General features: G+C 61.0%; 22 protein-coding genes and 3 pseudogenes. 3 read left to right on the top strand and 22 right to left on the bottom strand.

What is annotated here, in order from left to right:
- Window positions 1–57: 57 nt before the first annotated feature.
- From A6B35_RS08720 to A6B35_RS08685, 8 genes and pseudogenes are all read right to left on the bottom strand, one after another.
- Window positions 58–496: pseudogene (locus A6B35_RS08720) on the bottom strand (YqaA family protein).
- Window positions 489–1448 (bottom strand): multicopper oxidase family protein, encoded by a 960-nt coding sequence (locus tag A6B35_RS08715; RefSeq protein WP_425312829.1) that lies wholly within the window; start codon window positions 1446–1448, stop codon window positions 489–491. Before A6B35_RS08715 ends, A6B35_RS08720 begins: the two are co-directional and overlap by 8 nt.
- Window positions 1449–1495: 47 nt before the next feature.
- Window positions 1496–1729, bottom strand: a complete 234-nt coding sequence (locus A6B35_RS37505; RefSeq protein WP_006200967.1) for a hypothetical protein — start codon at window positions 1727–1729, stop codon at window positions 1496–1498.
- Window positions 1730–1795: 66 nt separating this feature from the next.
- Entirely contained in the window at window positions 1796–2248 is a 453-nt protein-coding gene (locus tag A6B35_RS08710) for a cytochrome c (protein ID WP_244897098.1), read from the bottom strand.
- A gap of 104 nt (window positions 2249–2352) precedes the next feature.
- Window positions 2353–2750, bottom strand: a pseudogene (gene cueR / locus A6B35_RS08705) (Cu(I)-responsive transcriptional regulator).
- A gap of 896 nt (window positions 2751–3646) precedes the next feature.
- The gene (locus A6B35_RS08695; RefSeq protein WP_040582346.1) at window positions 3647–4864 is read right to left on the bottom strand and encodes an efflux RND transporter periplasmic adaptor subunit; all 1218 of its coding nucleotides are present in this window, start codon (window positions 4862–4864) and stop codon (window positions 3647–3649) included.
- 3 nt (window positions 4865–4867) lie between these two features.
- Window positions 4868–7231, bottom strand: a complete 2364-nt coding sequence (locus A6B35_RS08690) for an ABC transporter permease (RefSeq protein ID WP_040582374.1) — start codon at window positions 7229–7231, stop codon at window positions 4868–4870.
- Window positions 7232–7236: 5 nt separating this feature from the next.
- A complete protein-coding gene (locus tag A6B35_RS08685; protein ID WP_006200972.1) occupies window positions 7237–7944 on the bottom strand; it encodes an ABC transporter ATP-binding protein in 708 nt (235 codons plus the stop codon).
- A gap of 271 nt (window positions 7945–8215) precedes the next feature.
- On the opposite strand from A6B35_RS08685, the gene A6B35_RS08680 reads away from it, so the two are divergent.
- Window positions 8216–8860, top strand: coding sequence for a CBS domain-containing protein (locus tag A6B35_RS08680; protein WP_006200973.1), 645 nt, complete (start codon window positions 8216–8218; stop codon window positions 8858–8860).
- A 23-nt stretch (window positions 8861–8883) separates the two neighbouring features.
- Window positions 8884–10245 (top strand): glucoamylase family protein, encoded by a 1362-nt coding sequence (locus A6B35_RS08675; RefSeq protein WP_006200974.1) that lies wholly within the window; start codon window positions 8884–8886, stop codon window positions 10243–10245.
- Window positions 10246–10302: 57 nt separating this feature from the next.
- On the opposite strand, the gene prs is transcribed toward A6B35_RS08675, so the two are convergent.
- From prs to A6B35_RS08620, 13 genes and pseudogenes are all read right to left on the bottom strand, one after another.
- Window positions 10303–10938: a ribose-phosphate diphosphokinase gene (gene prs / locus A6B35_RS08670; protein ID WP_244425897.1), complete on the bottom strand. Its 636-nt coding sequence runs from the start codon at window positions 10936–10938 to the stop codon at window positions 10303–10305.
- Entirely contained in the window at window positions 10899–11201 is a 303-nt protein-coding gene (locus A6B35_RS36565; RefSeq protein WP_244425887.1) for a ribose-phosphate pyrophosphokinase-like domain-containing protein, read from the bottom strand. The genes prs and A6B35_RS36565 overlap by 40 nt, the downstream gene beginning before the upstream one ends.
- Before the next feature lie 2 nt (window positions 11202–11203).
- Window positions 11204–11506 carry a hypothetical protein gene (locus tag A6B35_RS36560; protein WP_244425898.1) on the bottom strand — a complete coding sequence of 101 codons (303 nt, stop codon included), beginning with the start codon at window positions 11504–11506 and terminating at the stop codon, window positions 11204–11206.
- 140 nt (window positions 11507–11646) lie between these two features.
- Window positions 11647–12636: pseudogene (locus A6B35_RS08665) on the bottom strand (thymidine phosphorylase); the annotation flags it as partial.
- A gap of 201 nt (window positions 12637–12837) precedes the next feature.
- The gene (locus tag A6B35_RS08660; protein WP_100084758.1) at window positions 12838–14094 is read right to left on the bottom strand and encodes an MFS transporter; all 1257 of its coding nucleotides are present in this window, start codon (window positions 14092–14094) and stop codon (window positions 12838–12840) included.
- An 8-nt stretch (window positions 14095–14102) separates the two neighbouring features.
- On the bottom strand, window positions 14103–16529 hold the full coding sequence (locus A6B35_RS08655) for a heavy metal translocating P-type ATPase (protein WP_006200979.1): 2427 nt from the start codon (window positions 16527–16529) through the stop codon (window positions 14103–14105).
- A 52-nt stretch (window positions 16530–16581) separates the two neighbouring features.
- Entirely contained in the window at window positions 16582–18012 is a 1431-nt protein-coding gene (locus A6B35_RS08650; protein ID WP_006200980.1) for a multicopper oxidase family protein, read from the bottom strand.
- Between the two features lie 70 nt (window positions 18013–18082).
- The gene (locus A6B35_RS08645; RefSeq protein WP_006200981.1) at window positions 18083–18751 is read right to left on the bottom strand and encodes a methyltransferase family protein; all 669 of its coding nucleotides are present in this window, start codon (window positions 18749–18751) and stop codon (window positions 18083–18085) included.
- A 2-nt stretch (window positions 18752–18753) separates the two neighbouring features.
- Window positions 18754–19080 carry a DUF2933 domain-containing protein gene (locus A6B35_RS08640; RefSeq protein WP_006200982.1) on the bottom strand — a complete coding sequence of 109 codons (327 nt, stop codon included), beginning with the start codon at window positions 19078–19080 and terminating at the stop codon, window positions 18754–18756.
- 18 nt (window positions 19081–19098) lie between these two features.
- Window positions 19099–19566, bottom strand: coding sequence for a hypothetical protein (locus A6B35_RS08635; protein ID WP_006200983.1), 468 nt, complete (start codon window positions 19564–19566; stop codon window positions 19099–19101).
- Between the two features lie 19 nt (window positions 19567–19585).
- Entirely contained in the window at window positions 19586–19864 is a 279-nt protein-coding gene (locus tag A6B35_RS08630; RefSeq protein WP_006200984.1) for a DUF5676 family membrane protein, read from the bottom strand.
- Window positions 19865–19876: 12 nt separating this feature from the next.
- Window positions 19877–20458 carry a CopM family metallochaperone gene (gene copM / locus A6B35_RS08625; RefSeq protein WP_244425888.1) on the bottom strand — a complete coding sequence of 194 codons (582 nt, stop codon included), beginning with the start codon at window positions 20456–20458 and terminating at the stop codon, window positions 19877–19879.
- A gap of 185 nt (window positions 20459–20643) precedes the next feature.
- Window positions 20644–21039 carry a hypothetical protein gene (locus tag A6B35_RS08620; protein ID WP_139032188.1) on the bottom strand — a complete coding sequence of 132 codons (396 nt, stop codon included), beginning with the start codon at window positions 21037–21039 and terminating at the stop codon, window positions 20644–20646.
- A 155-nt stretch (window positions 21040–21194) separates the two neighbouring features.
- Here A6B35_RS08620 and A6B35_RS08615 point away from each other — a divergent pair, with 155 nt between their 5' ends.
- Window positions 21195–22478, top strand: coding sequence for an ATP-grasp domain-containing protein (locus A6B35_RS08615; protein ID WP_006200988.1), 1284 nt, complete (start codon window positions 21195–21197; stop codon window positions 22476–22478).
- Between the two features lie 183 nt (window positions 22479–22661).
- Here the strand turns inward: A6B35_RS08615 and A6B35_RS08610 are convergent, their stop codons facing one another.
- On the bottom strand, window positions 22662–23399 hold the full coding sequence (locus tag A6B35_RS08610) for a spermidine synthase (RefSeq protein ID WP_006200989.1): 738 nt from the start codon (window positions 23397–23399) through the stop codon (window positions 22662–22664).
- Between the last annotated feature and the right edge of the window lie 221 nt (window positions 23400–23620).

Here is a 23620-nt window from a genome sequence, read left to right as displayed (position 1 = left end):
TTTGTTGCAATGCAACCAAAAGTGAACGGAACTGCTGTTATTTGCTGCATGGGTCGGTTAGATCAGGTTCAGCGTGGCCCCGGCGACAGCCAGATAGCGCGCGACTTTCGCGACAGCGACGATCGCAACAAAGCTCCACAGAGGCTCACGGAGCGTGCCTGCCACGATCGTCAGCGGATCGCCCACAAAGGGCGCCCAACTCAGCAGCAGCGACCATCTCCCGTAGCGTCGGTACCATGTCATGGCTCGGTCGAGTTTCGCCGGGCTAGCGGGGAACCAGGGGGCGGTCGCGGAACCGCTCAAGGCCGCGCCCAATCACCCAATTCACGACTGAACCCAGCACGTTCCCCAGGCTGGCGACCGCGATCAGATTTGCCGTCGGGAAGGAGCCGTTTATCAGCAGCGCTGCAAGCGCCGCCTCCGACTGCATCGGCAGGATGGTGGCCGCGGCGAACGCCACGGCAAACAGCCCGCCATAGGCGGCAAGTTCATCCATTGCCGGCGCCCAAGTCGCTCAGGACTCGACCTCGATTACCAGCATCAGCCCGCCACCCCCTTCCATCTCGACGTTTGTTGTTGGTCGTGTGGTGCGGAATATGACAATGCAACAGCCATTTGCCGGGCCGCTGCGCCTGCCACAGGACATCGAACCGTTGCCCAGGGCCGACGTTGACGGTGTCGGCGAGGTACCGCGCGCTTTCAGCGAGCGTCTCGCCGTCGACGGCGGCGACCTGGAAGGGGCCGCCATGGATATGCATCGGATGGATCGCGGTGGTGTGCGAGCAGACGAAACGAACCTTGAGCGTCTGGCCAAGCTTCATCCGGATCGTCTCGGTCGAAGGATATGCCTTGCCGTTGATGGTGAAGAAGTTTGGGAACCCGCCTTCCATCGGCATCGATGGATAGGTCAGCCGTTCCCGCTTCAGCCATTCCTGGAGCTGGACCGTGTATTCCAGATCCGCGGGGATTTCGTTCGCGGGATCCTTCGGATCGATAATCAGAGCACCGTAGAGACCGAGCGATTGCTGGCGGTCGACATGGTCGTGCGTGTGGTAGAAATAGGTGCCGTGCTGCCCGACGGTATACTCATAGGCATAGGTGCCACCAGGTTCGATCGGCGCTTGCGTGATTTCCGCCGGACCGTCCATGTCATTGGGCAGGATCAGGCCATGCCAGTGCACCGTCGTACTTTCCGGCAGGCGGTTCGTCACGTTGATGCGGACCCGATCACCTTCGGTCACGCGCAGCGTCGGGCCTGGAACCTGGCCGTTGTAGGCATATGCCTCGACCGTCTCTCCGGGCAGGATGGACCATCTGATGACCGATGCCTCGAGATCGAAGACCTTGACGCCGTTTTCAAGCCGAGCCTCAAGAACCTGCGCGCCGGGCGCATCAGGCTTGGCCTCAAAAACGGTCAGCCGAGGATCGACGGCGGCCATGTCGCGCATCGAAGCGCCCGGCGTGTCGAAGTCCATGATCATTCCAGGCGCCACGATCACGTCGCCCACGTCGTGGGCGCTGAGCGACGTGTCTCTTCGTGCGTGCCGGGGCGTGGCTCCTTATCGGCGAGAACGTAAAGTAGAAGCCCAACGGGGCCGAGATAGAGCGTCACCAGGATCACCGCCGGCTCCGGGTTGGTTCGAAACTGGTCCCAGGCCACGTAGGCCGTGCTTAGACCCGCAAGAAGGAACCAAGCTGCGAGGAAGTAGTCGATGGGCTGTACGAACATGGCAGGATTCCTGTCGGTCTGTCGTCCACGTCACCTAGTTCGGCATCGGCTGAGCCGATGCCTTCTCTACTGTCGCTTTTCCCTGAACTTCGCGTGACAGTTCGTGCAGTCCTGCAAGATCAGGTGGAACACATGTTCGGCAGGCATTTTTGAAGGATCGGCGTCGGTCGCGCTACCCGCCCGCTTTCCGAGAAGGCTGCTGCTGCCCATGGCCATCCCCGGCGCCATCCTCATCGATTCCGTGATGCCGTCTGGTGCGTTGTCAGCAGCCAATGATAGCGCAGCCGCCAGGCTTTCGAGGTGGCGGGCAAGGGCTGCGAACTCCCCGCGGGACTGGTCGATCTCGACCTTCGCAGCAGACGGTGCGCCAAACGATCCCGCTGGAAAACTCTCAACCATCGCCTTTCCCGACCGGTGGCGGATGGTTTCGGCCGCCGCCTTGAACGCCGCCGCGTCATAGGCCAGCTTCCCGTCGAAAACCCCGGAGATGGTTTTAGCGGCGTCCGCCATCGCCTTCATCGAAGCCTGGCGTTCGGCGACAATCGGGGTGACGGCTGTTCCCGACAACGCTGTTCCAGCGATGCCGGTCACCAATAGGATCGCGGCGATGACAACGATGTGCCTCACTGGACCATGCCGCTTCCCGCAAGGCCGTCGATGATCGGGCAATCCGGGCGCTCGTCGCCGCTGCAGTGGTGGACAGATGGCTGAGCGTGTCGCGCAGGGTCGCCAACTCCGTGATCTTGCGGTCGATCTCGGAGAGTTTGATCTGGGCGATCGCCTTCACATCGGCGCTCTCGCGCTCCTTGTCGCCATAGAGCGACAGGAGCTGGCGGCATTCCTCGACCGAGAAGCCCAGACTGCGAGACCGCTGCAGGAAGCGCAACCGATGCACGTCTAACATTGAATAGTCGCGGTATCCGTTTTCCGCTCGATCCGCCTTGAGGAGACCGATTTCCTCGTAATAACGGATGGTCTTGGGCGGTAGGCCGGACTTTTCGGAGGCGGTTCCGATGTTCATACGCGTTGTCTCCTTGTATTCCGGTATCGCTATTCCTTCCAGTGACTGGAAGGTCAATGTCTATTTGATCAGTATGTGCGGACCGAATGGATCGAACTCATCGCAATGACCAGCTTCATGGGGGATCGATGTGAGGCTCTGGCGCTCGTCGCCACGGGCCCAAAATTCGAGCGCCTGTAGCGCTAATAAGTGCCGGCAGTATGCTTTTCCGGGTAAGGGCATTTCATTCCTGCTCAAGCTCAACCCGAAATCGCGAGCGCGCATTCGGGTCCCATAGAACGCCAGCGCATTCCCGGATATCGACAATTCGATCCCAGCTAACGGCAATCGCATCCCATATAACGGCAACGGATTTCCCTGTTAATTCACGGGCAACCGCGAATTTCCGCTGATATCTGGTCGAACTTCGCTGCTAGGCTGGGGCAGAGACCTCCCGCTAAGCAACTGAAATTACTGCAAGATATTGATCGTCCGCCTGCCAAGGCGCTGCGCTTCGCGCAAATTCCCTGCTTTTTGCCTGTTGTCAGGGAATATCAAACGGAGACTGGTTCGCCAGTGACTGCTCGGTTCACCATGCTTTTCAAGTGCTTAGCGAGCCAGCCACCGTACTTTTTTGCGAGATTTTTGCGAAATAAGTACGGCGAATTTCGTGAGTCTTCGTGTTCGGGTAGGCCGTCACAGTGAACCCGCAACCCGCTCGGCGGGCAATTGATCATGCATTTGGGGGCCTAAAGGCTTTGGCTGACGAAAAGCGAAGCGCTCAGGATGAAGCGCGACACCCAAGGCTTGGCGGAAAGAACGAACTCCTGCCGCAGTCGGCGGAAGATTTAGTCTGGACGGCTTGCGAAAAACTGGCTGAAGATAAGGCCTGAGAGTGCGCCATGCTGCCGCTCAGCCTATTGGACATCTCGCTCCGCTACGGCCACGCCGCCCGTGACTCTGTCGCTTGGGTGCAGGACCACGCGATCGCCTGCGGCAAGGCCTGACAGAACCTCCGCCGTCCGATTGTTTCGCTGACCGACCTTTATGATCGTTGCCCGTGCACGGCCATCCCTGACCGCGAATACCGCCCAGTCGTCCCCTTGTCGGAACAGGGCGCCCACCGGCACGGTCAGGACGTCTACGGCCTTCCAGATCGTGACATGCACGATCACCCGATAATCGTGTCCCAGTGCCGACCATTTTGCGGGAGGGTCGGTGAAGTCGACGGTCGTGCGGACGCGTTGTTCCTCGATGCCGAGTGCGGAAATCTTGGTGAAGCCCGCCGGATCGACGCGTTCGACGCGGCCCTGGACCGGCGATCCACCCCAGTTGTCGATCCAGACAGGCGCGCCTGGCTTGATCAGGACAGCGTCGGTCGACAGGAGGTCCGCGACGATTTCGAGATCGAGCGGGTCACCGATTTCGATCAGCGGTGCACCGGCCTGAACCACACCTTCGCTCTCCTGAATGATGTTCAGGACGCTGCCTGTCACGGGAGCGCGCAACTGTATGCAGCAGGCCGGATCTGGATCCGGGACGGCCCCCGACTGTTCACCTAGCCGTGCTGCAACGCTGTCGCGCTCGTTTCGGCGAACCTCCAGCTGAGCCTTCGCACTTGCCAAGGCCGCTTCATTGGTCTCGACGTCGAACCTGGCTCCGTCGAGGACCTTCAGAGAGATCGCCTCAGTGCGCGCAAGCGCTTCGGCCCGCCTCAACTCCGTTCGCGAAAATGCAAGCGCGGCCTCGATACGGCGCATTTCGGTTGCCGCAAGGCTTACCGCCGCATCGGCAGCAGCCAGCGCCGCCCGCAGCTCCTCATGGGTGCGCGCATCGTGAAAGCTCGGGAGCGTCGGTTGCATCACCGCCACGACAGTTTCGTCCTTTGTGACCTGGTCCCCAATGTGGAGAGGCGGAGAAATGCGCAGGACCTTGCCAGCGATGGGGGCGGACACTGCATAGACGTGACGCACGCGCGTTTTCGCCTCGTCGTCGATCGTGACTTCCATAGGCCCTTTCGTCAGTGTCGCCAGATCCACTGCAATCGGCCGCGGCCACGCGAACCAGACGGCGGCGGCGGCCAAAATCATCAAGACCACAATACCCAATGTTCGCTTGATCCAGATCGTTCGCATGGTTCAATCCCGTGTTTTTAGAACGGTGACGAGGTCGAGTTCGTTGAGCCTTCGACGAACAACGAGTGCCGACAGCACGGCCGCAGCTATTACGATCGCACTGGCAAGGACGTAGGTGGATTGCTCGACGATCAGACGCACCCGCATCAATTCGCCGGCCAGGTTCTTCTGCATGATCCAGGCCAGTCCATAGCCAATGACCCATCCAGGCGGCTGTGCGATCAACGTGAGCAGGGTGAGTTCGAGGAGGAGGATGCGCAACACTTCACCCCGAGTGAAGCCGAGGACGCGCAAGCTGGCCAGTTCCCGCGCACGTTCGGAAAGCGAGATGCGGGCGCTGTTGTAGACGACACCAAACGCGATGACAGCAGCCAACGCGGTGTAGATGCTTGCCATTGTCGTGATGAGCAAGGCGACCAGCTTGCGGAAATTCGCCAGCGACACGCGCTGCAGAGCCAGACCGCTGACGATAGGCATGCCCTTGATGGCCGCATAGAACGCCTCCCCGCTGTTCTGATCCAGGCTGACGTTGATGCTGTTGAGTGACGGCGCTTCGCGCATCAGGCGTGCGAGCGTCTCCGAATCCATCATCCCGCGGATGCCGAAGTAATCTTCGACCAGCGCCGCCACAGGGACGACAGCGGTCCGGCGCGTTCCTTCGAGCAAATCGACCTCGACGGAATCGCCGACCCGCACCCCGAGAATCTTGGCAAGCATGCTGGAAATCGCCAGGCCAGCTTCGGGTAGCACGACCGGTCGTAGGTGGACGTCGATGATGCGGTTGAGATCGGCGTCGCGCGGCCTCCCGCTGATCATGATCCGGCGCTCGACGTTTCCGCTCCTGATGCGGACAGGCACCTCGCGGTAAGGCTCAGCGGCGAGAACGCCCGGAAACCGCGCGATCTGCAGGACGGCGTCCCGCGGGCGTTTTTCCACGAAACTCACTGTGGCGTCCTGGCGGTCAGCCAGGAAATACGTCACGTCGATGAGCTGCTCCATCGCATCGCCGGTGAAAAGTGAAACGATCAAGATGGCCGTCGCCAGTGCAATTCCAAGCGTCGTAAACAACGACCTGAATGGATGGCGAGTGATGTTGCGCAACATCATCGTGGTCGGTTGCGAAATAAAGTAGTCGAGTGTGAAGCTCGCAGGCAGCAGTCGCCGATAGCGCGCTGGCGCAGGCGCCTGCATCGCGACCGCAGGCGGCAGTCGCACGACATCCCGAAGTGCGCGGACTCCCCCTATGATTGCAGCGACGAGACTAAGCGCGGCGGCGATGACATAGAGGTCCTGGCTCCTGGTGAAGACGAGGAACGGAAAGTGGAAGAAATCGCCGAAGAGATTGGTGATGCGCATCCCTAGCCACGTGCCCGCTGCACTGCCGATCACAATCCCGATCGCAACGATGACAACGACAAATTTGAGGTAGTGCGCGACGATGCTGGCGTTGCGGTATCCCAGCGCCTTCATAAGCCCGATCTGTTCGCGCTCCAGAGCGACGAGCCGGCTGAGCGTGAGATTGACCAAGAATGCCGACACGAGAAGGAAGATCGGTGGCAACGTCCGGCTCATATTGTTGAGCATGTCGAGTTCGTGATTCAGCCAGGCATGCGAAGGCTGGTCCTTCCGGCCATAGGCCGCTCGCCCACCGTAGCGCTCGAGCATCGCGTCGAGGCGCATCATGACCTCGCTCTCTGACGCGCCACGCAGCAACTTCAACGAAACGGACGAAAACGCGTCATTGAGGTCATAGGCGCTGGCAAGCGCTTTTTCCGACATCCAGATGAGGCCGAAACGGCGATCGTCCGGCATGATATCGCCAGGCCCGACCGCATAGATGAACTCGGGAGACAGCGCGATCCCGACAATTGTCAACTCGCGTTTTCGGCCGTTCAATAATGCCGAGAAGCGGGCTCCGGGCTGAAATCCGTGGGACTGGGCAAAGCCCTCGTTCACCACGACCTCTTCGGCTCGTCCAGGCTCCGGCATGCGACCAACCCGCATGTAGAGCAGGTTGAGCGAAGCCTCACCGATCTCGGGCAGGGAGATGACTTCGCCCGTGGCCGGCTCCAGATAGTCTGGTATGTCGAGCAGCACGAGCTTGGCAATTCGGGTGTCGACCGAAGCAACACCGGGAATCTCTGCAATCCGGTCGGCAAGCGTTTTTGGCGCGCGGCTTACCGAGGCAAAGACGTCGGCAAACCGGTAGCGTTCGTAGTACGCGGTGCGCGTCTCGTCGAGGGAACGGTAGGATCCGACGGCGAGGATAAGCGTCGCCACTCCTCCGGCTATGACCAGGGCGATGGCGAGCGCCTGCGCCCAGAGCCGCCCGAAGTCGCGAAGGAGCTTGATGTCCAGCGCGCGCATCCCGATCACCAGACAAGTTCAGCGGCCGTCCGACGAACCTCGCTCTTGTGAATTCTGGAGATCTGCCCGTCGGCGAAAAACAGGACGCGGTCGGCGACATCCTGGATGCTGGCGTTATGCGTGATGATAAGTGTCGTGGTGCCCAGTTGGGCATTGATGCTGAGCAGCGCCTCGATTACCCGAATGCCTGTCTTGGAATCGAGAGCGCCGGTCGGCTCGTCGCAAAGCAACACATCCGGGCGCTTGGCGATCGCGCGGGCAATGGCCACACGCTGCTGCTCGCCACCGGAAAGTTGAGCCGGGAAATGGTGCATCCTCGGTTCAAGTCCAACCAGCGCCAAAGCCTCCTCCGGGCGCATTGGATGGTCGGAAATCTCCGTGACCAGGGCGACATTTTCATAAGCCGTCAGGCTGGGGATGAGATTGTAGAATTGGAAGACGAAGCCGACGTGCTGCCGTCGGTAGGCGGTCAACCCCCGATCGTCGAGGTTGGTCAGTTCCTGATCCCTGAAGAACAACTGGCCGCTCGTGGCATGGTCAAGCCCGCCCATGATGTTGAGCAGGGTCGACTTCCCGCTGCCCGATGGTCCAAGCAGAACGACCATCTCTCCCGCCGAGATCTCAAGATCCAGATTACGCAACGCAAGCACTTGCGTCTCACCTGACGTGTAGGTTTTGGTCAGCGCTCTTGCGGTGAAGACGGTTTCAGCCATGGCCGCTTGGGATCGGTATTCGAGACATCTGTTGCGTCGCATGCCACAGTCACCTGTCGAGGTGAGCGCGACATTGATGCAAATCAAAACCTTATCGAGGCGGTCACGTGTTCCGGCATCCGCAGTCGGCAAGCAGTGGGAGCGACCGTCCAAGTCGCCCGCATCGGTGGTTCGCCGGTATTGATTTGCCTCAAAGGAGGCCGGGCACGTCTGCGCTACGATGTCGCCAATTGGTGGCTGTTCACTTGAACTGACCTAGGGTTGAATGCAGATGAAAGCCAAGGACGTGATGACCGTAAATGTGGTTACGGTCTCGCCTGACCACGGTGTAAGACATGCAGCGCGGATCATGCTGGATCATCGCATCAGTGGCCTGCCGGTCGTCGACAACGATGGGCGCCTGGTTGGGGTTGTGAGCGAAGGCGATTTCCTGCGCAGGTCGGAACTCGGCGTCCCGGCATTGTTGCCGAATGAGGCGCGCAGCTATGTGAAGGGCCACAGCTGGAAAGTATCGGATCTGATGACCTCGGATGTCATAGTGGCCGACGAGGACACCACGATTGCGCGAATTGCTGCGCTGATGCAGGAGCACGGCATCAAGCGCATACCGGTCTTAAGGAGACAGCGTCTGGTCGGTGTCGTCAGCCGTGCTGATCTTTTGCGCGTCTTCGTTGCGGCAAAGTTCGACGACGCCACGGCGGCAGGTGACGACGCGATCCGACGCAGCATCCTCACCCGGCTGCGAGAAGACGTAGGCGTCAGAGGAGACGCGCTAACCCTCACGGTCAGCGATGGCCTGGTGCACTTTTCGGGCACCGTCGGATCGCAGACTGAGCGGGATGCCCTCCGCGTGGTTGCCGAGGGCGTCAGGGGCGTCAAAGGGGTGTTCGACCATCTGAACGTGGCACATCCCTGAAGGCGGTCCGGGAGCATAAAGAGATGCGATCGCATGTTCCGGAAACCGACGATCCGGCGACCGCCTCTGCCATACAAAACGATCTGGCGATATTGCAGCGGGAGACATTCGACTACTTCCTCCACGAGGTGAACCCTGCCAACGGCCTCATTCTGGACAAGACCGAAGCGAATTGGCCCGCAAGCATCGCGGCCACTGGCCTTGCGCTGTCTTGCTATCCAGTGGGAGTCGAGCGCGGATTCATGAGTCGGAGCGCGGCTGTCGAACGCACTCTGACTACGCTGCGCTTCTTCTGGGATAGCACACAAGGCCCGGAGCCGGACGCCACGGGATATCGCGGCTTCTATTACCACTTCCTGGACATGCAGACCGGCCGGAGGGCCTGGCAATGCGAGCTGTCCACCATCGACAGCACGCTCCTGCTGGCGGGCGCGTTGGCTGCAGGGCAGTATTTCGACGCCGACACCGCGGCCGAAGCCGAGATCCGCACCTTGGCGGAGGCGCTCTATCACCGAGCCGATTGGTGTTGGGCGCAGGACGGGGGAGTAACCGTCACCCATGGTTGGACACCGGAGCACGGATTCCTGAAGTATCGCTGGGAAGGCTATGACGAGGCGCTCTTGCTCTATGTCCTGGGGCTCGGTTCGCCGACATACCCCCTGCCCGAGAGCAGCTACACGGCCTGGACCGCGACATTTCGATGGGAGCAATGTTACGGCTACGACTACCTCTATGCGGGACCTCTGTTCATCCACCAGCTCTCGCATGTTTGGATCGATCTTCGCGGCGTGCAAGATACCTTCATGCGCAGCAAGGGAAGCGACTACTTCGAGAACAGCCGACGCGCAACCTGCGTCCAGCAACGTTACGCTATCGACAATCCGTGCGGTTTTGAAGGCTACGGTGAACACTGCTGGGGAATTACTGCAAGCGAGGGGCCTGGTCCTTCCACGCTCGAGGTGAACGGCATCGAACACCGGTTCGAGGGCTATGTCGCGCGCGGTGTCCCCTATGGTCCTGACGATGGCACGCTCGCTCCGTGGGCCGTCGCCGCTTCTTTGCCGTTTGCACCGGAAATCGTCCGGCCGGCGATCAGCTTCTGCATCCATCAAGCCAAGCTCAAGGCCGCCAACGCGTATGGCTTCAAGGCGGCCTTCAATCCAACCCATCCGGGGACGCCCGACAGCGCTTTCGGATGGTGGATTTCGCCTTGGCATTTCGGCATCAATGAAGGCCCAGTCGTCCTGATGATCGAGAACGAACTCAGCGGCCTCGTGTGGCGGTTGATGCGCTCGTGTCCCTACATCCGAAGCGGCCTGCAACGGGCAGGATTCGAAGGTGGCTGGTTGAAGGAGTTTGAACCAGGGTCAACGCCAGCTGCTTGATCGGCTTGGATCCGCGGAAGATGTTAGCAAAGACCGTGAGACAGGGGAGCGTCGTAGTCACGCCCTCTCCTTTGGCGAAGTGTTCCTGAATAATTCGGCGCTGGCCTCGGCCAGCAAGCTGGCAATAGAAATCGCATTCGTCGGATGTGGAATCGAGTCCGTGCTCACGACCTTGTCGGCCCCGGCCGCCAATAGTTGCGCGTAGGCGCCTTGAGCGAACACCGGATGAATGACGATGCAGACTGCGGGAGGCAGACCGAGCTGCCGCAAATGATCCAGGGTTTCGATCATGGTTCGCCCCGACGAGGCGATGTCATCGACGATCATCGGGGTTCGGTTGCGAGCTGCATCGATCGAAGGAAGGCTTACCTCGACGTCGCGGTCGCCTCGGCGGGTTTTCGTCAAGACCTGATAGGCGACACCGGCGCGGTGAGCGATGTCGGATACCCACTGGCCACTTTCACTGTCAGGCCCTATCAGGATCGCGTTGGATACGTTGTCTCGAATCCATTCAGCGATCAGGGGAGCCGTGGTCACCCCATGAACCGGTATGCGAAACAGGTCAGAAAGCTCGGGAATTCTGTGTAGATGGGGATCTGCTGTCACCAGCCAATCGAAGCTCTCTTCCAGAAATCGTGCGAACAATGGTGCGTTTACAGCTTCACCAGAATTGAACCGCTTATCCTGGCGCATGTAGGCCAAATATGGCGCAATAATACCAACGGATCGCGCGCCGTCGCCGCCGCGAACCGCAGCGGCAGGGCTAACTCGTCCGGCTTACACAGACTGGCGACGAGGGCGACGTCGACACCGTGCAAGTCTTCCTCAATCGTCACCAGGGACTCACCATCAGGAAAGTGACGCCACTCCAGGCGCCCGGCTCGCGCACCCAGCAAGGGGGCTACTGAGTCGGCCAAGGGTCGCTGCAATGGGAAAGGAAGCAGCAGGCGGGTCATCGTCAGACCCCGATCTGGAATATGTCCGGATGAGCCGAAGCATATTCAAGTGCGTATTCCAGTTCTCCTGGTGACCGGGCATGGACATGAAACAGAGGCTCACCAGCCTGGACACTATCGCCGATCCGAACCCGGGAATCGGTTCCGGCCAGTGGGCTGCCTGGCGCGCCGGCGAGCTTGGCGATCCTTGCAAGCCGACGATTGTCGACCGCCTGAATCTGGCCGTTGCGGTTGGCGAAAACTGGGCTGATGTATGGGGCCACTCCCGGCTCGGTAAAGCCGCCCTGTGCCTGGCAGATTGCCATAAACTTGCGGAGAGCCGCGCCACTGTCGAGCAGCGTGGACGCCACGGCGCGGCCGTTTCCTTGCACCTCCCCGGGTGCGGAATCGAGCAAGATGCCAGCAATATCGAGCGCACGGCTGCGGAGATCGCGGGGCGCTGCCTTGCGTTGCGCAGGACGCTCAGCACGTCCCGCGCCTCAAGAGCCGGACCGATGCCGTAGCCAACGGGCTGGAGACCATCGGTGCGGAGGACAGTGATGTTGAGCCCAAGAGCTTGCGCCGCGGCAATGAGCTTTGCCTCGAGGGAAGCGGCGGCTGCGAAGGAACGCACCTTGGCGGTCGGTCCGATGGGAACGTCTATGACCACATGGGTGGCGCCGGCTGCGGCCTTCTTGGAAAGCACGCTTGCGACCAGTTGGCCGTCGCTGTCGAAGTCAAGCGGGCGCTCGATGCGGATCAGAATGTCGTCGGCTGGGCTCAGCCGGACATTTCCGCCCCAGACGATGCAGCCTCCTTCGCGCTCGACCACGTTTCGCATGGCTTCGAGGTCCAGCGCCACCGGCGCCATAACCTCCATCGCGTCGGCCGTGCCGGCCGGGGATGTTATGGCGCGAGAGGACGTCTTTGGGATCCGGTGACCAGCGGCAGCGACAATCGCAACGACAATGGGCGTGGTGCGGTTCCCCGGGAGGCCGCCGACACAATGCTTGTCCAAAATCGCGCCAGCGCCCCAATCCATGCACTCTCCGACCGCCAACATTGCCTTGGTCAGAGCAATCGTCTCTTCATTGTCGAGCCGGTCGCCGGCGCAGGCCGTGACGAATGCTGTCAATTCCATGTCTGAGAGGCGGTTGCTGACGGTGTCGCGCATGAGGGCGAGGAAGTCCGTCTCGGAGAGTCGTTGGCCGAAGACTTTCGCCCTTAACGCCGGTGCCGAGACCGGCGGCTCTGGGTGGCTGAATACGGCGACTGCGTCGGCTCCCGGTTGGAGAAGAGTCCAGGCCGCCTCGGACAGCGCCGCGACATCCAGTTCGAGATGATCGTCGACAACCACGTTAAGCGTGGCGACCACCTCGCGGTCGCCGCTGCGCGCCAGAACTCTGGTCAGGGCGGTAAAACCTTCCGACCGACAGACATCGCAATCGCGATGCATATAGACGACGGGTTGTTGATAAGTGTCGATGCCCGCTCGGACGAGGCGTAGCCGGCCGTGGGCGTCACTCATGCCGCATGCTCCGGCTCAATCCGCTCGAGTCCTTGGGGACACGGGCCTGCAATCGCGGCTGGCGATTGATACGGCTACGCAGCATGCTCTGCTTCCTGCGCACATCTGATTTGAAGGCCTCTGAAACATTCATTTGGAAGCACTCCTTCTGGAAACGACAAAGGACTCGGCCTTGTGTGACGGCGGCAGCGGCAGTTTCAGGCTAGCGATTACGGCGAGCCCCATGACGGCGGCAGCGGCGAAGAAGGCGGCGCCTTCCAGGCCGGGGAAGCCGAATAGCAGGCCGGAGGCCGCAGAGCCGACCGACAACCCGAGACTGACTGCCGCCGACTGGATGCCAAGTTCCACGCCCTGGTTTCGTGTGCTGATGCGCGACACCCAGTAGGCGAGCAGCGGGCTGATCACCCCGGCCGAAGCAGCGACAATGGAAACGGCGAACAGCATTTCGCTGAAGCCGGCGATTGTCGGAATAACCGCCAGACCGATCGCCATCACCAGGAAGGCAGGAGCCACAAGCAACCTTGCCGCTGCCGGTTTGACGAGCGGCGAAAAGACCAGGCCCTGGACCGCAAACATGACAACGCTGCATGTCGCGAACATGAGGCCGAGCGCAGCAGGCCCCATGGCGAGTTCGACGTTTCGCAGGGTGAGCCCGACCTCGAATGCACCAAGCCCTGCCGCGGCCACGGCGGCAAGAGCGAGCAGCCGTATCTCTCCGGGCACGAACATTGAGGAGCCGCGCTTGCTCGCCTCGGCACTAGGCCCTGGCAACAGCTTTCGAGGCAGTGCAAACCACACGCCGAGGGCCGCCGCTACAGCGAGGCCGGATGCAAGGAGGAAAGGAGCTGCCTGCGACGGGGCAACCGCCACCCCAAAGTCAAAATTCAGTTCCGAAGCGAGGCCACCGAGCATCGGTCCGATCAGGAAGCCTGCGATTGATGCCATGCTCATCCAGCCGAACGCCCTTGTGCGGCGATCGTCCTCGCCTTTGGCGTCGGCAATGAACGCAAGAGCCGTTGGCCCCACGGCAGCCGCGAAGCCGCCATTCAAGATCCGCCCGGCATAAAGAACGAGCAGACTTGGGGCCAGCGCCGAAGCGACCAGGGTGACGGCAAAGCCGATCAGACCGACGACAAGGACAGGTCGGCGCCCGATCAAATCCGACCACTTCCCCCACAGGAAAGCGGCGCCCACCGGCGCGGCGACATAGGCAGCGGTCAAGAAGCCAATCTGTCGCGCATTGAATGTCGGGTCTGTGGAACCGCCAAGCCGCTCGACCATCGTCGGCAGGACCGGCAAGACAATTCCGTAGCCAAGCGCAACGACAAAGGCCGAGGCGAGAAGTGCGCCCAGGGCCCATCGCAACGTCGGCTGGCGAGCTTGCATCGACACGCTCATACCTGAGCGCCGGTCGGGTGCTGGTGGGCGACGGCTTCGGTCATTGATGCGGCGGCAGGCCTAATGCCTTCGAGCCTGGTTCGCTTGAGCAGCAGGGCGTTGATGGCCACCAGAGCCGAGCTGCCCGACATGGCCAGCGCGGCAATCTCGGGGCTCAGCAGGAACGGGTAGAAGACGCCCGGTGCGATCGGGAAGGCGATGAGATTGTATCCGACCGCCCACCATAGGTTCTGGTGCATCTTGCGCAGCGTGGCGCGCGAGAGCGTCATCGCGCCGACCACATCGTAGGGATCGCTCTTCATCAGCACGATGTCGGCGCTTTCGATAGCAACATCTGTGCCTGCACCGATGGCGAACCCGACATCGGCTTGTGTCAGGGCCGGCGCGTCGTTGACGCCATCGCCGACCATGCCGACCTTCAGGCCTTGCCCTTGCAACTCCTTGATCTTCTCGGCCTTCTGCCCAGGCAGCACGTCGGCCAGAACGATGTCGATACCGAGAGCGCCGGCGATGCGCTTGGCGGTGCCGGCATTGTCGCCCGTGAGCATCGCCACGCGCACGCCCTGCTCGTGCAGTTTGGCAATCGTTGCGATTGCGGTTGGACGTGGCGTATCGGCGATCGCGATGAGCCCGAGCAGCTTGCCGGACCGCGCCACATGAATAACGGTGCGGCCTTCACCCTTGAGCCTCTCGGCCGTTTCGCCGAGCGCCAGAAGATCGATCTCATGCTCGTCCATGAGGCGCCGGTTGCCGAGGAACACCTGACCTCCTTCAATGGCGGCACTGGCCCCCTTGCCTTCGATGTTCAGAAAGCCAGAAATCTTGGGAAGCTTCAGGTCTTTGGCCCGCTCGACGATGGCGACGGCCAGCGGGTGATCCGACCCCTGATCCACGGCAGCCGCGATCTGCAGAACCTCGTCGGGAGAAGCGGCGGCGGCGGGAACGATTTCGACGACCTTCGGCTGACCCATCGTGAGCGTGCCGGTCTTGTCGAACACGATCACGTTGAGCTTGGTTGCCTCCTCGAGAGCGGCGGCGTTCTTGAACAGGATCCCGTTTGAAGCGCCAAGGCCGGTGCCGACCATGACGGCCATGGGCGTTGCGAGGCCAAGTGCATCGGGACAAGCGATGACGAAGACGGTGATGGTCAACGTCATCGCGAAAAGCAGGGGCTGGCCGAGCCACCAGAACCAGACAGCGAAGGTCGCAAGCCCAATGACGATCGCGGCGAGCACCAGCCATTGCGAGGCGCGGTCGGCGAGCAGTTGCGCCGGCGCCTTCGAATTCTGTGCCTCTTGGACCAGCTTTACGATCTGGGCGAGAGCGGTATCGGCGCCAACCTTGGTGGAGCGATAGCGCAGCGTGCCGCTCTTGTTGATCGTCGCTCCGATGACCTTATCCCCGACCTTCTTGGTCACCGGCATCGACTCGCCAGTCAGCATCGATTCGTCGATGGTCGAATTGCCCTCGATCACTTCGCCGTCGACGGGGAGCTTGTTGCCGGGCCGCAGGATCACGATGTCGCCGAGCACGACGTCCGCGGTCGCAACTTCGATTTCCTTGCCGTCACGGAAAACGGAGGCCCTCGGCGGGGCGAGGTCGAGCAGTGCCCTGATCGCGGCCGAAGCCCCGGCGCGGGCGCGCATCTCCAGCCAGTGGCCGAGCAGGATGAACACGAGGAGCACGCTCGCCGCCTCGTAGAACTGCTGCCCCTCGAAGAAGAAGGTCGACCCGACGCTGAACAGGTAGCCGGTGCCGACGCTCAGCACCACAAGCACGGCCATGTTGAGGACGCCGTTGCGCAGGGCCCGGCAGGCGGCAACCAGGAAGGGCCAGGCAGGATAGAGGATCGCGGCGCTGGCGAGGAAAAACATCGCCAAATCCTCGCTCGTCCCGAAAGGTGGACGCAGCCAGGGCTCACCCAGGCCCATCGGCTCCATGGCGAAGATCGGCAGCGCGAAGACCAGGCTGATCAAGAACCGGTTGCGCATGTCCTTGACCATGCCCTGCATGTCCATGCCTGCGCCGTGTCCCATCTCATGGGCCATGGCGTCGTGCGACGCCTTGGCGGCAATTGGCCCCTCACCCGCTGGAGCCGGTTCGATCATGGCGGCGTGCCCGGCATGATTATGCCCGGCATGCCCGAAGGTCGCGTGCGGATGCCCCGGCGGGATCGTCGTGCTGTCGGGAATGCACAGGTGCCGGGGCACAATCTCGCCGCGGCAATGAAAGCCGCATGCCTCGATTTCGTGGGCGAGGATCTCCGGGTTCGTCCGCCCATCGTCGAATTCGACGCTCGCGGTTGTCGAGCCGGCGTTCATCGCCACACCAGCAACACCCGGCAAAGCGGCGAGACGTTTTTCGACCGCTGCGAAATCCATCATCCCGACAAGGTCGCGCACTTCAAGATTGATCTTCTTCATCGACATTCTCCGTGCCGCTGTTCGTGGCACCAATCGCTCTGACTGCGGTGTCTCAGCTTCGGTAGGCAAAGGTCGACATCATGCCGCTCGCCATGTGGTAGAGATGGTGACAGTGGAATGCCCATTTGCCGGGATTGACGGCATCCACGGCAATGGTGATCGAGTGCATAGGCGGCACCAGCACGGTGTCGCGAACCGCACCCTGCAAGCGCTGCCTGTCAATCGCGACCACCTGGAAACGGTGGCCGTGAAGGTGCATCGGGTGAGCCATCATCGTGTCGTTGCGCATCGTGATCTCAACGCGATCGCCCTTGTCCACGAGGATGGGCGCGCTGGTTTCGAGACCCCAGCGATAGGCGGCCATGTCGCCGGTCAGCGCCATTTCGAACGTCTTGTGAGCAAGGCGTGATGCAAGTGGCGCCTTCGCCCGAAGTTGCGCCTCGAGGGCCAGATCGAGAACCGGAGCATCGACATCGGCAGCCGCCCCGAGCTTGGCCACCGCCGCCCCCGTCGGACGCAGGACAATTCCGGTCCGTTCCTTGCTTCCCTCGCGCAGCGCCAGGATCGGAAAGGAAGAGCTGAGGTCGCGCGGCAACTGCAGGCGCACATCGATGCGCTGTCCCATTGTGAGCGGAAACCGCCGAACCCGGATCGGCTCGACGGGCTGACCGTCAACCGCGATCAGCTCGCCTTCAAGCTCGCCGAAGTCCATTGTGAAAGCGGTTGCCGTGGCGCCATTGATGATCCGCACCCGCACGCGTCCGCCTCGTTCGACCGGCACGATCTCAGGGTCGTTCAGGGACCGGTCATTGGCCAGATAGGCGTCATAGTCGATGTCGTTGATATCGGCCGCCATGCCGCCATGGTTCATCCCTGCCATGGCGTCGGTTTGCGCTCCCGACATGTCCATACCGTCCATCGGCATGGAGCCGCCGGTATTCTTAGTCAGCAGCCCGGCCAGCATTTCCTCCGGCGACGAGAACGAGAAATCGTGGAGCAGGACGACAACCTCCTGCTCGTCTTTTGCGTCATCGGCGGGATCGGCGACGATGAGCGGAGCAGCGAGCAGCAACTGTTCCTGCAGGGTATGGGCGTGCATCCAAAAGGTGCCGGGCTCGCCGACCGGAAAATTGAAACTGCGGTCGGCTCGAGCGCCGATCAGCGGCAGCGGCGCGTCGGCGACGCCGTCGCTCGGCCACGGCGGCGTCAGCCCATGCCAATGGATGATCGTCGGCTCGGCAGTCTCGTTTCGAAGCAGGACGTTGAAGGCATCGCCCCCCCGCAAGCGCAGGCCAGGCACGCCGTCGGCCCCTCGCAGGCCGAAGACGCTTGCAGCTTTGCCGTTCACTTCGATCGTGCGGCGGGAGATGCCAATCGTCTGGCCGCCTGACTGAATGGCGGAGACTGCCGCGAACAAGGGCGATGGGATCGCGAAGGCCGCTGCGCCCGCAAGTGCTCCCTTCAGAATATCTCGGCGCTTCATGATGGTTCCTTCGGTTTCGGGCTCAGATTTCAGAACTTTGTTGTTTGGTTCAGCACGCAAGGCCCTGCCCTCAAGGTGCACGGCGCTCGCCGCCAGAGCCGAACAGCCTAGCCAGATGCGGAAAATAGGCGGGCACACGGGCCGCATAACGGTCGTATGCGTCGCCAAATTCCTTTCTCGCTTCACGCTCCTCGATGAAGGAAAGCCGCACATACATGCCGACCAGAATGGGAAACATCGCCAGCGTCAGCAGCGTCGGCCATTGCACGAGGAAGCCCGCCATGACGAGGACGAAGCCGACATATTGCGGGTGCCGGATGGAGGCATATGGGCCGCTCGTTGCGAGGCGATTGTGACGCTGTGCTTCGTAGAGCACCGGCCAAGCAGTCGAGATCAGCATGAATCCGCCACCGATCAGGAAGAAGCTGAGAACGTGAAACGGGCCGAAATGCGGATTGAGACGCCAGCCGAACATCATCTCCGAGAGGTGACCGGCATCATGCGAGAACCAGTCGATGCCGGGGTATCGTGACTGCAACCACCCCGATAACAAGTAAATCGTCAGGGGAAAGCCATACATCTCGGCGAACAGCGCCACCAGGAAGGCGCTGAATGCACCGAAGGAGCGCCATTCACGGCCGGTTCGCGGCTTGAAGAAGCTGAATGCGAACAAGATGAAAACCGCCGAGTTGATTATAGCCAGGCCCCAGAGGCCGTAGGTGGGAGATTGCTCGACCATGGTCATGTTCCTTTCTTGTGGGCGGTGCCCCCTTGTGCGCCCGGCCTGGTTTCCTGGTGACTGGAATGTCCCCCGTGACCTCCATGCCCGTGGTGGCCGCGATGCATGAAGATGTGGAGCAGAGGGCAGGCAAGCAGTAGCAACAAGGGAAGCGCACCAAGGGTATGGGCCCGATGCTCAGTGAGCAGGAAGAACGCTGCGATCAGCAGGAAAGCGATCGTGACCATCCCGGTGTTCGATACCCAAAATCCATTCGATCCTACTTCGACCTGTGGCTCCGGTTCGGAGCCGATCGGGGGATCGGACATGTCGTGAGTGTTGGAGTTCATGATTGGGTTCCTTAATTCTTAGCGTTTGTCTTTGCTGGACACCGCGGACGAGGCGTAACCTTCGAAGGCGAACGAGATGATGCTCAGGGCCCAGATCGTCGCGAAGACGAACAGGGGCCACTTGAAGTCGGAGCCAATGGTAAAGTTGACCACCGACATCAGCCCGATGGATGACGCTCCTCCGACCAGAACGCCGGCCACCGCGACCGAATGACGGCTGCGGAACGCGGTGAGTGCCAGCACGATTAGGAGAACGCCGGTGGCGAAGGCGTAGCCGCCAAGGACCCTGAAGACCTGCGTGAGCCACATCGCAAGCCGCGGACCGATGACTTCGAGTTCGGCGGTCGAGAGGTGCATGTAGCGGACATCCTCGGGAAGCAGCGGTGGCCTGAGGGCGATGAAATACATACCGATCCCGGCGATGATCATTCCCGTCAGAGCAAGTGCTGCGGACGACAGGGGCCAACGGTTGACTGCAGGATTCATAACCGGATCCTCGGCAAGCCTACCGGCGCCCGGTGGCGACGACGTTGTAGATCGAGGCGTAAACGACACCCGCCAACAGCCCAACGATGCCAAGGCCGACGACACCGTAGAGAGCGCGGCCCGGCCTCATGGGCGCTGTAGACTTGACCGCGCTGAGGTCGAGTCCGTGCATGAAGGCACCGAAGAAATCGAGTGTTGCGTCGGCCCAGATGGCGAAAGCCAGGGCACAGAACATGCTCATCAGGCCCAGCGTCGCGCCCAGCGCAATGCCGACGGACAGAATGCTGAGTTTGTTCATGGATTCCTCCCGTCATTTCGCGTGCTGCTTGAGCCATTCCTGCATGGCGGCGATTTCGGCTTGCTGAGCCGCGATGATCTGATTGGCCCAGACCTTGACTTGATCATCCTTGCCGAATTGCAGAACCGCACGGGCCATGTCGATCGCCGCCTGATGGTGCGGGATCATCGCCTGGACGAAAGCGACATCGGGATCGCCGGCCTTGATGCCCTGCATCATCGGCCCGTCCATCTGCTTCATGGCATCCATGTAGGCCTTGGAGGACTCGGACATATTGGCAGTGTCCATTGGCATGTTCATCATGCCGCCCTGGCCGCCTGGCATCATGCCGCCCTGGCCGGCTGGCATTTCGCCGCTCTGCATCATCTGCTGCATCTGCATCATCTGGTGCATCAGCATCATCTGTTGCATCATGGGCATCATCTTCTGCATCTTGGACATCATCGTCGTGCACTGCTCGGGCGACCCGCCGAGCATCGCCTCCGCGGCCGGTGCCGTTGTCGTAGTTTGTGGTGTCTCGGCCGCAGGATGGTGAGGATCCGTCTGAGCAAAAGCCGCACCCGACAGAGTTGCGAATGCGGCAAGCGTGATCAATCGAAGGTGGGTTTTCATGACTGGTTCCTTGTCGTTGGTGTTAACCGACAAACGAGCTCTGAACGGGTAAGCAAGGCAGCCCAGATCGCCGCTGCTGGTTATGGTTTCGCGGATCGGTCGCGCGTTATGGAGCCTTGACAGGCACTGCTGGATTCAACAGTCCCTAGGGCTGCGACTGCGCGATATCAGGCTCGAATCTTGGGAGGTTGCAGGAGGGCCTCGGGGTCGATGCCCGTTGCCAGGAGCGCCTTGCCCGCCATGAAGCGGATTGCAACCAGCGCATCATCAAGAACGCCGCATTCGCTGGCGGAAATGTCTGCAGCACAACAGCCGAAGCCGGTCGAGTGCACGCAATCCAGGCAGCCATCGCATGAGGCGCAATGCTTGTCCTGGTCTGTGGACGCGACGTGACCTATCACCGTGTGCGAGGTCACCTTGTGCGAGGTGCTCGCCCAGAGCGTTGCAACGTCGGCAACAGAGCCTGTTGCAGAGGCCTGCTCGATGACACCAGCAACGGCACCGCCCACGATCAGGAGGATCACGGACAGCAATAACCGAAGTTGAGCCAACGCGACTTTCATGGTCTCATCATAACCCAACTTCCCGCCAGCACTTTGACGCAAATCAATGTCCACAAACCGGTGAGGTCAGGTCTCATGGGATCCGGATCAGATCCCTTTGGCTGGCCGTTCGACTTTGGGGCCAAAACGGCAGCCGGCAATGAGGAGATACTCTCATGCTTAAGATCCCCGGCGTGGTGGACCTGAGCACGTCCCTGTCGACGCGGCTTAACCGCAAATGCTTCTGCATAACGCTCGACCGGACAGCGCTTTGGGCCGCGCTGGATCGCGAAGCCGGAGAGCCCGGCTTTTGCGAAACCTTGATGGCGTCGCGGCCGCATCTGTTTTCCAATGTCCCGGTCTTCCTCGCCGCGTCCGCCCTCGATGAGATGCAGGCAATCGTCGTTGCCGTCGAAGCGGCAGCCGGGCTAGAGGGTTACCGCGATGCCGTCCTCTCCTGGGCTCCCGAAATTGCGCAGAGGGATTTTGGACCCGTTGGAGCTCTGATGGGCTACGACTTCCACCTCGACGATGAAGGTCCCAAGCTGATTGAGGTCAACACCAACGCCGGCGGGGCTTTCCTCAATGCCTTGCTGGCCAGGGCACAGAAAGCCTGCTGTTCCGAGGTCGATCGGGCGTTGATCGGCGCTAGGGACGATCACTTCGAAACCAGCGTCGTCGCGATGTTCGAGAACGAATGGCGCAGCCAGCGCGGAGCCGGTTCGCCGCGAAGGATCGCGATCGTCGATGATCGGCCTGAGGAGCAGTATCTCTATCCCGAATTCGTGTTCGCCAGGCAGTTGCTGCTGAGGCACGGCATCGAGGCGACGATCGGGGACGCGAGTGAGCTGAAATATGATGGCGGAGGGCTTCGGCTCGACGGACAAGAGATTGACCTGGTCTACAATCGCCTGGTCGATTTCACACTCGATCGCCCGGAACATGCCGCACTCAGAACGGCTTATCAGGACGGCGCCGTGGTGCTCACGCCCAATCCGCACAATCACGCGCTCTTTGCAAGCAAGCGCAATCTGACATTGCTGTCCGACCCGGATGCGCTGGAGGCAATCGGCCTTCCACCGGAGATGCGCTCGCGGCTCGCCGGCGTTCCGCGGACCACGCTGGTCACGCCCGACAATTCGGATGCCGCCTGGCAATCCCGCAAAGACATGTTCTTCAAGCCGCTCTCCGGCCACGGCAGCAAGGCTGTCTACCGAGGCGACAAGGTGACGAAGGGGGTGTGGGCCGAGATCGCCCGTGGTGGCTATGTGGCCCAATCATTTGCCGCGCCGGGGCAGCGTATGATCGAGATCGATGGCACACCAGCACCGCGCAAGATGGACGTTCGGCTTTATACCTATGACGGCCAGATGCTGCTCGCAGCCGCGCGCCTCTACCAGGGCCAGACCACGAATTTTCGGACACCCGGCGGCGGATTTGCTCCCGTCTTAGTCATCTGACCGTGCAACAGGGCAAAGGCAACAACCCGTCCACAGACGATAGAGGATCGAGCTCTGCGATACTTAAATAAAATCAATACTTTACGAGGCATTTTGTAAAATTGTTGCGGGCGGCAATATGGTGATGTTCGGCGGGGGTTTGATATCCCCCTCGCGTCAGATGATCCGGAGCCCTCATGCTTTTCAGCGGTATAGGCGCCGGGGCCTGAACGCCAACAGACTAAGATCTCGCTCGATCTCGTCCGCTCCGACCGACGGTGGCATGAGCAAGGCTGGTTGCACGAGATCGCGCACCTTGCCTGCCATAGCAAGCGCGTTGCGATCTGGCAGCCCGCGAGTATCGAGTAGTCTCACGTCGGCCCAGACCCTGTTCAATTTAGCAGCGACGCGATCCGGCATCATGTCCAGGTCGTGACGGGCATGAACATTGGCAAGCAAGCAGCCGGAGGAGTTTCTTAGGCGTGTCTGAACAAGGCCGAAAAATGTCTCGGCGCACAGATGGTCTGGGATACGCCTCCCGGAGTAGGCATCCAGCACGATTGCGTCGTAGCGATGCCGGTCGGCACGCAGGAAATCCCGCCCGTCGGCGACATGACAATCGATCTCGCGCGGAAGCCCGAAATACTTGTGGGCGATCTGGAAGGCGCTTGAATTGATGTCGACTATCGTAACGCGTGCACCGGCTCTGTGCAGCATGGTGCCCAAGCTGCCGCCGCCGCAGCCGATCATCAGGATGTCGGACGCTTGCATCTGCGCAAGAAGACCGAAGATCGCGTGTATATAGGGTACGACACTCACGCCATCCGGGTCGCATTCACTTTGATAGCAGCCACCCTGACGGTAGATAAACGCGCCTGTGTCCTTCGCACGAAGGACTTCAATATTGCCAAAATCGCTATGGTATTTTGCAATTCGGATCATGATTTAGTCACCGTAGCCAAGGCTCTAAATCCTGTGATTGCATCAGCCATGGCCTTTATCTTGAAGATAACCTTTGGAGAGGAAATTCCTTCAAGGGACGCTCCATCTTGCGCACAATCTGCCCACTGCGGGCAGCCTTGGCCGGCTACCATCGAAAAAGATGTCTCATATATCACTTATTGACTGTAGAACATTTTAATGTATGCTGCAACGCGTAGGGA

The organism is Mesorhizobium amorphae CCNWGS0123 (assembly GCF_001686985.1).
In the GTDB taxonomy this organism is placed as follows: domain Bacteria; phylum Pseudomonadota; class Alphaproteobacteria; order Rhizobiales; family Rhizobiaceae; genus Mesorhizobium; species Mesorhizobium amorphae.
This window is presented reverse-complemented; position numbering and strand designations above follow the sequence as displayed.